The 12,706-nt window shown below is 38.3% G+C and carries 13 protein-coding genes and 1 other RNA gene; 10 read left to right on the top strand and 4 right to left on the bottom strand.

The genetic code is table 11. From position 1 onward, the window contains the following. Positions 1 to 48 precede the first annotated feature (48 nt). Positions 49 to 420: a YraN family protein gene (locus tag AC0VZ4_RS16375; protein WP_007379078.1), complete on the bottom strand. Its 372-nt coding sequence runs from the start codon at positions 418 to 420 to the stop codon at positions 49 to 51. A 10-nt stretch (positions 421 to 430) separates the two neighbouring features. After that, entirely contained in the window at positions 431 to 2,308 is a 1,878-nt protein-coding gene (locus AC0VZ4_RS16370; RefSeq protein WP_475440187.1) for a penicillin-binding protein activator, read from the bottom strand. Positions 2,309 to 2,369: 61 nt separating this feature from the next. On the opposite strand from AC0VZ4_RS16370, the gene rsmI reads away from it, so the two are divergent. The 5 genes from rsmI to AC0VZ4_RS16345 all read left to right on the top strand — a co-directional run bounded on the left by rsmI (position 2,370) and on the right by AC0VZ4_RS16345 (position 6,069). Further along, positions 2,370 to 3,227, top strand: a complete 858-nt coding sequence (gene rsmI / locus AC0VZ4_RS16365; protein WP_475440186.1) for a 16S rRNA (cytidine(1402)-2'-O)-methyltransferase — start codon at positions 2,370 to 2,372, stop codon at positions 3,225 to 3,227. A 41-nt stretch (positions 3,228 to 3,268) separates the two neighbouring features. Then, positions 3,269 to 3,648: RNase P RNA component class A (rnpB, locus tag AC0VZ4_RS16360), an RNA gene on the top strand. Positions 3,649 to 3,825: 177 nt separating this feature from the next. Next, positions 3,826 to 4,203 (top strand): site-specific integrase, encoded by a 378-nt coding sequence (locus AC0VZ4_RS16355; protein WP_475440185.1) that lies wholly within the window; start codon positions 3,826 to 3,828, stop codon positions 4,201 to 4,203. Between the two features lie 97 nt (positions 4,204 to 4,300). Beyond that, complete coding sequence (locus tag AC0VZ4_RS16350) at positions 4,301 to 4,945, top strand: hypothetical protein (RefSeq protein ID WP_475440184.1); 645 nt, start codon at positions 4,301 to 4,303, stop codon at positions 4,943 to 4,945. 2 nt (positions 4,946 to 4,947) lie between these two features. Further along, positions 4,948 to 6,069 carry a helix-turn-helix domain-containing protein gene (locus AC0VZ4_RS16345; RefSeq protein WP_475440183.1) on the top strand — a complete coding sequence of 374 codons (1,122 nt, stop codon included), beginning with the start codon at positions 4,948 to 4,950 and terminating at the stop codon, positions 6,067 to 6,069. Positions 6,070 to 6,133: 64 nt separating this feature from the next. Here the strand turns inward: AC0VZ4_RS16345 and AC0VZ4_RS16340 are convergent, their stop codons facing one another. Both AC0VZ4_RS16340 and AC0VZ4_RS16335 read right to left on the bottom strand, forming a co-directional pair. Beyond that, the gene (locus AC0VZ4_RS16340; RefSeq protein WP_475440182.1) at positions 6,134 to 6,985 is read right to left on the bottom strand and encodes a hypothetical protein; all 852 of its coding nucleotides are present in this window, start codon (positions 6,983 to 6,985) and stop codon (positions 6,134 to 6,136) included. A 240-nt stretch (positions 6,986 to 7,225) separates the two neighbouring features. Next, positions 7,226 to 7,678 (bottom strand): hypothetical protein, encoded by a 453-nt coding sequence (locus AC0VZ4_RS16335; protein ID WP_475440181.1) that lies wholly within the window; start codon positions 7,676 to 7,678, stop codon positions 7,226 to 7,228. 526 nt (positions 7,679 to 8,204) lie between these two features. On the opposite strand from AC0VZ4_RS16335, the gene AC0VZ4_RS16330 reads away from it, so the two are divergent. The 5 genes from AC0VZ4_RS16330 to AC0VZ4_RS16310 all read left to right on the top strand — a co-directional run bounded on the left by AC0VZ4_RS16330 (position 8,205) and on the right by AC0VZ4_RS16310 (position 12,683). After that, positions 8,205 to 8,447 carry an OadG family protein gene (locus AC0VZ4_RS16330; RefSeq protein ID WP_007583814.1) on the top strand — a complete coding sequence of 81 codons (243 nt, stop codon included), beginning with the start codon at positions 8,205 to 8,207 and terminating at the stop codon, positions 8,445 to 8,447. Positions 8,448 to 8,456: 9 nt separating this feature from the next. Further along, positions 8,457 to 10,238: a sodium-extruding oxaloacetate decarboxylase subunit alpha gene (gene oadA, locus AC0VZ4_RS16325; RefSeq protein WP_475440180.1), complete on the top strand. Its 1,782-nt coding sequence runs from the start codon at positions 8,457 to 8,459 to the stop codon at positions 10,236 to 10,238. A gap of 13 nt (positions 10,239 to 10,251) precedes the next feature. After that, positions 10,252 to 11,382 (top strand): sodium ion-translocating decarboxylase subunit beta, encoded by a 1,131-nt coding sequence (locus AC0VZ4_RS16320; protein WP_475440179.1) that lies wholly within the window; start codon positions 10,252 to 10,254, stop codon positions 11,380 to 11,382. A 139-nt stretch (positions 11,383 to 11,521) separates the two neighbouring features. Then, the gene (locus tag AC0VZ4_RS16315) at positions 11,522 to 12,493 is read left to right on the top strand and encodes an aldo/keto reductase (RefSeq protein WP_475440178.1); all 972 of its coding nucleotides are present in this window, start codon (positions 11,522 to 11,524) and stop codon (positions 12,491 to 12,493) included. Positions 12,494 to 12,506: 13 nt separating this feature from the next. Next, positions 12,507 to 12,683, top strand: a complete 177-nt coding sequence (locus tag AC0VZ4_RS16310) for a hypothetical protein (RefSeq protein WP_475440177.1) — start codon at positions 12,507 to 12,509, stop codon at positions 12,681 to 12,683. Positions 12,684 to 12,706: the final 23 nt, after the last annotated feature.

Here is a 12,706-nt window from a genome sequence, read left to right as displayed (position 1 = left end):
ATTTATACTTAATCTTTATATGAACTTAAGCCTATATTGCCTAAGTATTTAAAATACGTTTTTAAGCCAGTTAATTTTGGGAGATGATTCTCCTGTAATGGCTACATAATCAATTCTAAGCGCTTCATTTGTTAAATTTTTAGCGGCTAAGTAATGATAAATACTGCGTTTTAGTCTTGCCTGCTTCTGCGGGCTTAATGCATAATTAGCGCCGCCGCGCGCATTGTTTTTGCGAAATTTAACTTCTACAAAAACAAGGGTGTCACCTTCTTTCATAATGACATCAAGCTCACCAAAGGGGCAGTAATAATTACGCTCAATGGGGGTTAATCCCTGAGATACCAAATATTTTTGCGCTTGGAGCTCATAATATTGACCTTTTTCACGGCTATTTTGCCACAGCTCTTTAAACCACGACATGTCGCCCCCTTTAATTACTTGTTTGTATTGTATTTGCAGATTGCATAAATAGTGGTATTGGGCGCTGCGTTTTTAACTGCACAGGTTTTATACGACGATTAGAATACTGCGCCCAATTTAATGTTCGCTCTATGTGCCCACTGCTGTTTATAGATAACTTACCGCTTAAACCACTTAATTCGTTGCCAGGCACAATACTTAGTTGCCTTATTTCTGGAAGTACTAATATTGCATCATACGCCATAGCAAATAAACGCTGGCTTATATCAACTTGTTCAGGCCATAAAGTGTCATATTGTGCTCGCAAGGTATGTAGTTTAACTTGTGAGTTAAGCATCCATGGGAGCTCAGTAAAATATAGTCCTTCTAGATCACCTTTATCTGTACGGTCAATTTGTTTGCTATGACTTTTAGAGCTGGCATAAAGTGGGATACGATCAGCAAATGTACTTACATTTACATCAAGGTAAGGTTTAATTAAACGGGTTTCTATTGCATCACCTAAAATGTAAATAACATCTATGTCACTACGCGATCGCGTTTCGTTCTCTACTTCTTGTTTAAAAAGTGCTTTTACAGTTTTTATACGCTCTTTAGACTTATCAACTTCTAGTAAGCTGGTAATTGTATTAGGCATGTCTTTTTTATCATTATACAGGCCAATCTGAGGTTTGGTTTCACTGTAGCGTTGCCACTGTAAATTAAAGTAGTCAATTAAACGTTGGCCATTTACATTATTAGGTGCAAGCAACATTGGTTTTTGGTAGCCCATGGCTAAAAAGTGTTCTAAAGCTTGTTCTACTTCGTGTTCAGGACTCAGTGCAAAGAAGTAATGCTGCAATGAAATACGCTCACCATCAAAGGTATTTAAATGCAGAGCCGGTATATTTATCAAGGTATTAGCTGCTGTAAGTTTATCAATATTGGCTTTTAACAAAGGTCCAACAACAAAGTCGGGGTTTATTTCCTCAATTTTAGCTGCAAGTTCTTCAGTGTTTAGGTTTTCATCTAGAAACAGAGTTTCACTAATGTTTTGTTTATCAAGCGCAGCTAGAACACCGGCTTTGAGTGCATCGCCTAATCGCTCATTTGGGCCTGATTGTGGGAGCAGTATAACTAAACGTTCTATATTTATAGGGGAAAACTCTGTAAACAATTCATCTTGTTTAGGTAATACCGTTACCGCTGGGTGTCCAACATAGCGGCGTCGCCAGTTATTGATTGCTTGATCTAACTCAACACCGCTGCTTGTATATACTTGATGATATAAGGCAAGGTTAGCCCAACCCTGTTGAATTACTGAACCTCGGTTAAAGCGCTCTAATGCATAAGATGACAGTTTTTTTAAGTTATCCCACAAGTTTTGATTAAGCTGTGGGATCTCAATATTATTCTTAGCTGCTGTCTCAGATGCCCTAAAGAAATAAGGGGCCGCTTTTTTAGGAAAATTTTGTGATGCGTAAATACTGGCAGTTAAAAACTGATGCCATGCAAAGTGCTCGGGTTGGGTTAGTTGCCCGTCTAGCGATTGTAGAATAACCAAGGCTTGAGCATTTTTATCCTGTTTTTTTTGCGAAAACGCAATATAAAGACGGTTTTGAATTTGATCAACACTGGCTGTTAATTCAAGGTCGCTACCTATTTTTTCTAGTAGCGGCCAGTTTTGCTCTGTAATAGCTGCATCTCTTGCGCTATACAACAATTGTATTTTATCAGCCCCTTGACGATTTTGAGCCAATTGATAGATAGATTGTGCGCTGGTAGCTTGATTTTTTAATGCATTTGCACTGTTACTGAAGTTATCACTGTTTTTAGTTGGTTTTTCGGTTGTGCTGCACGCCGATAACCCTGACAATATAATTAATAGACTAACTAGTTTAAGTCGCACAATGATTTCCCAATACGTTAACGCGATTTGCTTATATTACTGACTGACGCAGGAGACCTCAATGTTAAATGAGGAGAATTCACAGAAAATTGGCACTCTTTACATTGTAGCCACCCCAATTGGCAATTATGACGACTTAAGTCAGCGTGCAATCGCGACATTATCGCAGGTTGACTTAATAGCTGCTGAAGATACTCGCCATACCGGCAAGCTACTTAGCCACTTTGGTATCAAGGCTAAAACATTCGCATTACACGACCACAACGAAAAGCAAAAAGCACAACAAATTATTGATCAACTTAATCAAGGTTTAAATATTGCTTTAGTATCTGACGCTGGTACACCACTAATTAGTGATCCAGGCTACGCGGTTGTAAACTTATGCCGTGAGCAAGGCGCGCATGTTACACCTATACCTGGTGCGTGTGCTGCTATTACCGCTGTATGTTGTTCTGGTTTACCCACTGACCGCTTTCAGTTTTTAGGCTTTACGCCAGCTAAAAGCAAAGCTCGGCAAGACTTTTTTACCGAAGCTGTTAACTCAGGTATCACCAGCATAATGTACGAAAGTACGCACCGTATTATGGCAAGCCTTGATGATTTAGCACTAGCACTTGGCGACGATCAACACATTGTGTTTGCTAAAGAGCTAACCAAAACCTTTGAAACATTTTTTAATGGTAGTGTAAGTGAGCTTAAACAGTTTTTAACAGATGATCCTACCAAGCAGCGCGGCGAAATAGTGCTTATGCTTGCGGGCAAACCAAAGCAAATAGACGATGTTCCGCCTGAAGCGCGCAAAATGCTGGCACTTCTTGAGAGTGAAATGCCAATGAAAAAAGCCTGTGGCGTGGTTGCTGAATACTTTGGAATGAAGAAAAACGCTTTATACAAAACAATTATTGAAGAAAAAGAGTAAATTTTACTGCGCTTGGTATTAGCCTCATGTATACTGCGCGCCGAGTCAGCCAAGATGATCGCTGCCTGTGACGAAAATGATCAGGGGGAGGAAAGTCCGGGCTCCATAGGGCAGAGTGCCAGCTAACGGCTGGGGGGCGTGAGCCCACGACAAGTGCAGCAGAGAGGAGACCGCCAATCTTCGGGTTGGTAAGGGTGAAAGGGTGCGGTAAGAGCGCACCGGGCCGCTAGTAATAGTCGGTTGCAAGGTAAACTCCACTCGGAGCAAGACCAAATAGGGTTCTATCATTTTAAATAATGAACGCGTGGCCCACGTGAGAACCGGGTAGGTTGCTTGAGCCATAGAGCGATTTATGGCCTAGACGAATGATTATCACTTTCTTCGGAAAGGACAAAACCCGGCTTATAGGCTGACTCACTCATTCAATAAAAAAGCCCGCAGTTAACGCTGCGGGCTTTTTTGTGCTTAAAAATTAAGATAAGTCACTTTTTTCAGCCGTATGCTCATGGCAATTGGTAGAATTTCAATAAAAAGTAATAATCGGGCTGTGAGAAATTATGATGTATGAAGTCAAGATTTGACCCTGTTGACCTTCCTGTTGACCTTCCATCAACGCTTAATCGAGCTTGGCTTTTTAGAGTATGTAGAACAAGCAGAGGAACGTATTTTATATGAAATAACGTCGGCTGAGAGTATAACTAGTTGGTTCGGTCGTTTAGTTGTAGAGCTTGAAATACCAAGTGTGAATGAATTAGATGAACTACGCAGTTATCACAGCTTTAGACATACGTTCATAAGTAACATACGTAATAACCACTCGTTTGATCTTTCACTGATACAACAAGTGGTTGGTCATGAACTTTCAAAAGGTGGGATTACAGATAAATATACACATGGTGGCGCTAATTTGAAAAGGTTGGAAGAAGTAATAAGTAGTTATAAGTTTAATAACTCGAATAGAAACTGCACTGCTTGACGTAATTTAAATTTTATCCTTTTGCGCTTGACAAAGTATTGTTTTTGTCCGAAGATTGCTTGACAAACCCAGCATTTCACAAAAAGGTTAATTTACTATGTCTGACAAAAAGCCATCTCATTTCGTTGATAGTTTTACGGATGAGAGACTTACAATAATAGCAAAAGCTCTTAAGGAGCAATGTTTTGAAACTGATGATGATCTACAGTCTGAATTTGACTCTGGTTACTCGGTAGGCTGTACTCGTTTTGATCGTCAAAAGAATAAATTGAAACAAATGGTTCTTGATTATGAATGGTTAAATATTAATGACGGTTCAAATCGTTTAATAATGAATATTAATGGAGCACCTTTTAGATTTACACGCGATAATTATTTGGCCCCTAAGAAGCGCTCTTCTACAGCAGTATCTGAAACTGAAGCTATTCAAATAGAAAAATTTACAGCTCATCATCAAGAGAGCTTTAATTGGGGGGAGGATAGTGGCGAATCGATGGAGAGTGTGCTTAAATGGCGCTTTTTTATTGAAGTCATAGAAGCTCCGGAAGGCGAGGAGCGAGATTATGAAATTTACTTCGTTGGTTTAAATGAAGTAGATCAGGTGAAATGTGTTTGGAGCTTACCAGAGAACTCAGCTTCGGGAATATCATCTTCTGATGATACTCGACCTGAAAAGGTTACTACTGAGGCACCTAAAACGACTTTACCCACAAAAGAAGTTCGGAAACTTTCAGATGAATAAAGATGAATAATATTACCAATACAAACCTGAATTTCATAGGTAACAACTTAAAGCTAGCCCGTATATTAAACGGGCTAACTCTTGCTGAATTGGCAGATGCAATTGGAACATCTAGGCAGTATGTTCATCAGTTGGAAGTAAGCTCAAGATTTCCAACTAAGGAGCAGCTTGTCAGTTTGGTAACTAATCTTAAGGTTACAGAAGATTTTTTTTATGTAGTACCTAATAGCGTTTTAGATGATGCAAGTATTCACTTTAGAAGTAAAAGAACAACAAAACAATCTTCAAAAGTTCAAGCTAAAGTTAATATAGCTTTATTTATACGGTTAGTTGATTTACTAAGTAAGTATGTCAACTTTCCTGAGTTAAACTTTCCAAGTTATGATGATTTCACTACAAGTAATGATATAGAAAGAATTGCTGAAAGGACCAGACAACATTGGGGGCTAGGTTTTGGCCCCATTGACAATATGACTCGGGTTGCTGAATGCGCAGGAGCAATCACCACTACTTTTAAAGGAGTTTCAGCCGAGGTTGATGCATTGTCTAGTGTGATAAGAAGACCCGTTATCGTTCGAAATGATGCCAAAGATAGCCCTGGACGTCTCCGCTTCGATATAGCGCATGAAGTTGGTCATATTATAATGCATCAAGATTTAGTTACGGGATGTAAACAAACTGAATCAGAAGCTAACCGGTTTGCTAGTGCTTTTTTGTTGCCTCGAAGTGCTTTTATAAAAGAATTCAAAGTGGGTAACAGGATGGACTGGAAAATGCTTTCTGCTCTTAAAGAGCGCTGGGGAGTAAGTAAAGCCGCCATACTATACAGAGCCAGACAATTAGATCTATTAACAGAAGGCCGCTATAGAGGCCATATAATTACATTAAAAAAATATGAAGCAAAAAAAGAGAAAGATGATTATTTGATTCCATTCGAACGGGCAGAGTTAATTCCTGATGCTATTGATAAATATATAACTGCATATGGTAAGTCTTTAGAGGATTTATTGGGTGAATTGCATGTAGATATTGATTTATTAAAGAATATACTAGATTTTGATGTCGAGAAATTTAGAGCGAATAAGGTTTTTAATAACGTTATTCCTATTTCTTTTACTAGGTAGCGAGCTTAGCCAACAATCTTAACTTTTTAAGATTGTTGGTTTCTTAATCTAAACCCTAAGCATGTTAGCTTTGTATGACTTTTATTCTTCTAAATGACATATACTTAGTAAAGCCTGTTTTAATTATTGCTTTCCCTTTGGTTGAAAATCCAACATGACCTACAATAATAACATCTGATCCATCTAGTTCAGATACATCTTTGAGCTTGAAGTTTGTAAGCAATTCCTCTTTCAAGCGAGAATTAAGAGCTATACTTGGTTCTGTTCTATAATCACCATAGTTGAGCCAAAGGTCTCCATTTTTATCTGTGCTCAGATTATTGACCTTTCCCCAGAAAATATAGTCTTTACCAATATGTTTGTTAGTTACATTTTCTATTTTTACTAAGTTTTGTTTAAGTCCGCCTTCGATAACTATTCGTCCTGAATTAGCTACGATGGTAATCGTTTGATCATTATCTGCGTAGTCAGGATTGCGACATAGGTTGGTTAATAGTTGACGAAGAGACTTTCCTAAAGGGAAACCATCTGAATTACCAATAGCTCTTTTTTTGGACTTGCCTTTCCATTCAGATTCATCATCACCATGTTTGTTATTATCATTAGACACATATATGGATTGTGTTGATACTTTATCTAAATCTACTCTAATATCGCTATTTTGATTTGATTCATCACCTTCATTAACTTCATGATCGTCTGAAATAAACTCTACGGTAGATGCATTACAGCCATCTTTATGCTTTGCACCGAAGCACGCCATTCTGTTTATTTTTTGCGTTTCATAACCTTTGGTAAACCATGCTTTTGCACCGCATTCTATACAATAAATTAAGCCGCGATATTTATCTGGGCTATTTTCATAATCAGTGGTTGTGCAAATTGAGTTATCTTCTTTATAGATGCAGTTGAGCATTTACCGTCCTTAGTTCAAGAGCTATTTTTGTAAATATATAGTTTTCTTTATGCTTAGCATAAAGTTACACGTAAATGATATGAGCGTAAACCAGCAACTTCTAAAAAAATTAGTGACCTATGTTAGATACCCAACTAACGTTAATACATATTAACGTTAGTTTAGACTTAATATTTCAAGGATACTTTTTATAGTCGTGAGTGAGGGCATTCCGAATTATAAAGCTGCGTTTAGAGGCTGCTATGCAAAAATGCTAAGTAAGTCACTATTAAAAGTAATCCCAGTTAAATTATTTTCTTCCACAAGAGTTTTAAATGCGGCATTACAGTAAATTGATTTTCCACCTTGCATGCTCGACTTAAAAATTAGATTTAGATCGGACTTAAAGGCCAGAGATTTTAGACCATCTTCAAATCCATCTAGATAAGCTTTTTCCGTCAAATCTTTATCTTCTTCTTCAAAAATTAGTGGATTGAATAAAAATAATTCTTTCTCACAATTCAATGGAACAAATTCCCCGCAGCCTTGTAAATGATTACCTATGGCCGTGTAAGCTTTTTTATTTAACACCAAGTAACTCGAAAATAAGTTTATATCATAGTCTTGTTGCTCAGCTTCTTTCTCAACTTTACAGTTAAACCCATTTTCTACAACGTCTAATATTTTAGCTTTCCCTCTTGGGAAATCATCCATAGCTATTTTCACTGCCTCGTTAAAACTGCTATCTTTTCTTTAGCAATTTGCTTTGCCATAGAAATAGTCGTGAGGTCGATTATGTCGTATGTTTTTGATGGCTTATGTGTTTTGGGCAATTAGTTGATTAGTAACTTTTACGCTTTGCTATGTAAGTTATTCACACCGTTACACATTGCTGGCAAATATTCACTAAATACATTTATTTTGGTAAGACCAATTAACAATTGGTCCTTTGTTTTTGTGTTTCCTATGATTTTTCATGTTTTTTTTATTTAACCGGATAGTTAATTAACAACTTATATATAACTATTAGCTATAGTCATTATTTCCTGTAACTATTGTAGGCTGCGTGATTGCAGGGTTCTGGTATGTAAATTAGTTGAGTTTTATGTTGATTATAGTTTAATTGGTTTTACCAATTTACAAGAAGTAGACAAAATAATTAGTTTTGTTATTATCCAGTGAATAAATATTTAATTAAATCGATTTTTTATTTTCGATATGGGTTTCAAGGGGGAGAAAAATGGATATAGGTGCTCTACTCACAACGGCTGGTAGTTTAATGCTTACTGGTATGGTTGGGGTGTTTGTATTTCTGTCGATATTAATTGGTGCCGTAACGCTTATGTCTAATTTGGTGACGCGCTATAGCGAACCAGAAGCATCACCAGCTAAATCACCGTCTTTTAAATCTCAAGGTGTGCCTAATGAGCACATCGCTGCTATTAGTGCTGCCATTGCTCAGTACAAATCAAATAATAAATAAGGGGCACACATGGCTAAATTAAAATTAACAGAATTGGTATTACGCGATGCGCACCAATCATTGCTCGCAACACGTATGCGTTTAGACGATATGCTACCGATTGCTAGCAAGTTAGATGATGCAGGTTATTGGTCTATTGAATCGTGGGGCGGTGCTACATTTGATTCGTGTATTCGTTATTTAGGCGAAGATCCGTGGGAGCGTATTCGTGCGCTTAAAAAAGCGATGCCTAATACTAAACAGCAAATGCTATTACGCGGTCAAAACCTATTAGGCTACCGTCATTATGCTGATGACGTAGTTGAGAAATTTGTAGAACGCGCACATAAAAATGGTGTTGACGTATTTCGTATATTCGATGCAATGAATGATGTACGTAACCTAGAAACAGCGATTAAAGCGGCTATAAAAGTAGGCGCGCACGCTCAAGGTACTATTTCGTACACAGTTAGCCCAGTTCATACACTTGATATGTGGCTAACTCTTGCAAAGCAGCTTGAAGATATGGGTTGTCATTCAATTTGTATTAAAGATATGGCGGGCTTATTAAAGCCTTACGATGCTGAAAAACTAATTAAAGCACTTAAAGAAACCGTATCGGTTCCTATTGCTATGCAGTGCCACGCTACAACAGGTTTAAGTACTGCTACTTATCAAAAAGCGATTGATGCAGGCATTGATATGCTCGATACCGCTATTTCATCAATGAGTATGACTTATGGACATTCTGCAACTGAAACTATTGTATCGATAGTTGAAGGGACTGAGCGTGATACTGAGCTTGATTTAAACCACCTAGAAGAAATTGCTGCTTACTTTAGAGATGTGCGTAAAAAATATGCGGCATTTGAAGGTAGCTTAAAAGGGGTTGATGGGCGTATTTTACTAGCTCAAGTACCTGGTGGCATGCTTACAAACATGGAAAACCAACTTAAAGAGCAAGGCGCGGCAGATAAGCTTAATGAAGTTTTACTTGAGATCCCACGTGTACGTGAAGATCTTGGTTTTTTACCTTTAGTAACACCAACGTCGCAAATTGTTGGCACTCAAGCGGTACTTAATGTGCTAACAGGTGAGCGTTATAAAACAATTACTAAAGAAACTGCTGGCGTATTAAAAGGTGAATATGGCTTAACACCAGCACCAATGAATAAAGAGCTACAAGAGCGTGTGCTTGATGGATCAGAAGTTATTACTTGTCGCCCTGCAGATAACATTGCACCAGAACTTGCAACGCTTGAAGCTGAGTTATTAAAAGAAGCGCAAGAGCAAGGCTTAACACTGGCTGATGATCAAATTGATGACGTACTAACTTATGCATTATTTCCGCAAGTTGGTTTGAAGTTTATTAAAAATCGCAATAACCCAGATGCATTTGAACCAGTCCCTTCTGTTGAAGATAAAAGCAGTAAAGCACCCCCTAAATCAGCTTCAAATAGTAATGGCGTAAAAGCTGAGCAATACAGCGTAAAAGTAGATGGTAAAGTTTATGACGTAGTTGTAGCGCAAGGTGGTGAGCTAAAAGAAGTAACCTTAAAAGATTCGGAGCATATGCCTCAGTCTGCTTCGGTTGCATCAGGTGAAACACTTAATGCGCCTCTAGCCGGTAATATTTTTAAGATTAAAGTAAAAGCTGGGCAAGTTGTTAACGAAGGTGATGTAGTGATTATTATGGAAGCCATGAAAATGGAAACTGAAATACGCGCTACGCATACCGGAACAATTGCTGAAGTGTTAGTTGGTGAAGGCGATGCTGTAACTACCGGCGACGCTATGATTGCATTAGCTTAGGAGTAAATAGAGGATGGACGGTATTTTAAACCTCTGGAATGCGACAGGTGTTGCTAACTTTACAATCCCATCGTTAATAATGATTGCGGTAGGGTGTTTATTACTGTTTTTAGCGATAGCTAAAGGCTTTGAACCACTATTATTACTACCTATTGGTTTTGGTGCAATTTTAACAAATGTACCAGTGGCAGGTTTGTCAGACCCAGGTGGGCTTTTGTACTACGTTTATTACGTGGGTATTGATACGGGGATTTTTCCACTGTTGATATTTATGGGAGTAGGGGCACTGACCGACTTTAGCGCGCTTATTGCAAACCCACGTATGTTGTTATTAGGTGCGGCTGCACAGTTTGGTATTTTTGCTACATTGTTTGGCGCCATATTACTTAACTATGTACCAGGTTTTGAGTTTACCTTACAAGATGCCTCAGCTATTGCCATTATAGGTGGTGCCGATGGGCCAACGGCAATATTTTTAGCATCAAAACTGGCACCTGATTTACTAGGCGCAATAGCGGTAGCTGCATATTCATACATGGCACTTGTGCCAATTATTCAGCCGCCAATTATGCGTGCGTTAACCACACCAGAAGAGCGCCAAATTAAGATGCCTGAATTACGTAAGGTATCTAAAAAGGAAAAGATTATTTTCCCCCTTATGGTACTTAGTTTAACGGCAATGTTTTTACCGGCTGCTATACCGCTTGTAGGTATGTTTTGTTTAGGTAACTTAATGCGGGAGTCGGGTGTTGTTGATAGATTAAGTAACAGTGCTCAAAACGAAATCATCAATGTTACAACTATATTTTTAGGCTTAGCTGTAGGGTCTAAATTAGCAGCAGATAAGTTTTTAACTGTTGAGACGATTGGTATTTTAGTGCTTGGCGCACTGGCTTTTGCAATTGGTACGGCATCTGGCATATTCATGGCAAAAGGACTTAACCGTATATCTAAAACACCTATAAATCCATTAATTGGGGCGGCAGGTGTATCGGCTGTGCCAATGGCGGCACGAGTAGTTAATAAAGTTGGCCTTGAAAGTAACCCACATAACTTTTTACTTATGCATGCAATGGGACCAAACGTAGCAGGTGTACTTGGTAGTGCCGTTGCTGCGGGTATTTTATTAGCACTTGTTGGCTAATAATTAACGTGGTAGTTAATAAATGATTTAGCGCAGTTTACTGCGCTTTTTTTGGCTTTTATTTCTCGTCGTTAATAGTTTCTTGTTTCTGTATTTTTGTTTAAAGTGGATGTTCTTCGCAATTTTAAGGATAGTCATAATGCTCCACACACCTTTAGCAAAGTATTTACCTAATGTTAGTAAGCTTGTATTTGGATGTATGGGTCTGGGCGGCGGTTGGAATAAAGACGCAATCACTGATGCACATGTTAAGCAAGCTCATGAATGTATAGATAACGCCATTGAAAGTGGTATTAATTTTTTTGACCATGCTGATATTTATACTTTTGGTAAAGCAGAACAGGTCTTTGGTAAAGCATTAAGTGAGCGACCTGAGCTTAGAGAACATATATATATTCAATCTAAGTGTGGGATTCGATTTGAAGATGACTTAGGGCCGAAGCGTTATGATTTTTCAGCTAAATGGATTGAGCAATCAGTCGAAGCGTCCTTAAAGCGATTAAACACAGAGTACTTAGATGTACTTATGTTGCACCGCCCTGATCCACTCATGGAAGTTGATGAAATTGCACGTGTGTTTAGTTGTTTAAAAGAAAGTGGCAAAGTACGCAATTTTGCAGTATCTAATATGCAGCAGCACCAAATGAACTTTTTACAACATGCGCTCGACATGCCAATTGTTGCCAATCAAATAGAAGCGAGCCTGCAAAAACATCAGTTTGTTGATGAAGGCATATATGCCGGTAACAGTGACGGTAAAGATCTTAATTTTACACCAGGCAGTATTGAGTACTGTCGCCATTTTGAAATCCAAATTCAAAGCTGGGGCAGTTCATGCCAAGGTTTGTACACTGGTAGTGATTTATCAAATGCATCGCAGGCCGATATAAACACCAGTATTTTAGTTAATAAGCTGGCAGCACTTTATGGTACTTCTGCTGAGGCAATTGTACTTGCATGGTTGCTTCGGCATCCCGCATCGATCCAACCAATTATTGGGACGACTAACGCTAAGCGAATTAAAGACTCTTGTGATGCTGTAAATGTAGAGCTAACTCGTGAGCATTGGTATGCACTTTATGTGAGCGCTAAAGGCCATGAGCTACCATAAGTAGGGCACTGATATGAATATATTCGTTATTTTAATTGGTTTGTTTGTAGCACTTGCTGTGCTTATTCCGTTACTTGAAAAGTATCAAAGTAAAATAGGGCTCAACGGCGCAACCAAATATAGTAAATATATTTGGCCATTAGTGATGGTGTCTTTAGTTATTCAGCTCATTTATGTACTGATGTACTAATGGTTTATAGCGTATACAAAAAA

This window comes from Pseudoalteromonas sp. QJM3NY_22, assembly GCF_056173065.1.
This window is presented reverse-complemented; position numbering and strand designations above follow the sequence as displayed.

What these genes read in the sequence shown, in the direction of transcription:
- rsmI (WP_475440186.1), top strand. Translation starts at nt 2,370, where the DNA reads ATGTTAAATGAGGAGAATTCACAGAAAATTGGCACTCTTTACATTGTA.
- AC0VZ4_RS16320 (WP_475440179.1), top strand. Translation starts at nt 10,252, where the DNA reads ATGGACGGTATTTTAAACCTCTGGAATGCGACAGGTGTTGCTAACTTT.
- AC0VZ4_RS16330 (WP_007583814.1), top strand. Translation starts at nt 8,205, where the DNA reads ATGGATATAGGTGCTCTACTCACAACGGCTGGTAGTTTAATGCTTACT.
- AC0VZ4_RS16350 (WP_475440184.1), top strand. Translation starts at nt 4,301, where the DNA reads ATGTCTGACAAAAAGCCATCTCATTTCGTTGATAGTTTTACGGATGAG.
- oadA (WP_475440180.1), top strand. Translation starts at nt 8,457, where the DNA reads ATGGCTAAATTAAAATTAACAGAATTGGTATTACGCGATGCGCACCAA.
- AC0VZ4_RS16335 (WP_475440181.1), bottom strand. Translation starts at nt 7,678, where the DNA reads ATGGATGATTTCCCAAGAGGGAAAGCTAAAATATTAGACGTTGTAGAA.
- AC0VZ4_RS16340 (WP_475440182.1), bottom strand. Translation starts at nt 6,985, where the DNA reads ATGCTCAACTGCATCTATAAAGAAGATAACTCAATTTGCACAACCACT.
- AC0VZ4_RS16315 (WP_475440178.1), top strand. Translation starts at nt 11,522, where the DNA reads ATGCTCCACACACCTTTAGCAAAGTATTTACCTAATGTTAGTAAGCTT.
- AC0VZ4_RS16375 (WP_007379078.1), bottom strand. Translation starts at nt 420, where the DNA reads ATGTCGTGGTTTAAAGAGCTGTGGCAAAATAGCCGTGAAAAAGGTCAA.
- AC0VZ4_RS16345 (WP_475440183.1), top strand. Translation starts at nt 4,948, where the DNA reads ATGAATAATATTACCAATACAAACCTGAATTTCATAGGTAACAACTTA.
- AC0VZ4_RS16310 (WP_475440177.1), top strand. Translation starts at nt 12,507, where the DNA reads ATGAATATATTCGTTATTTTAATTGGTTTGTTTGTAGCACTTGCTGTG.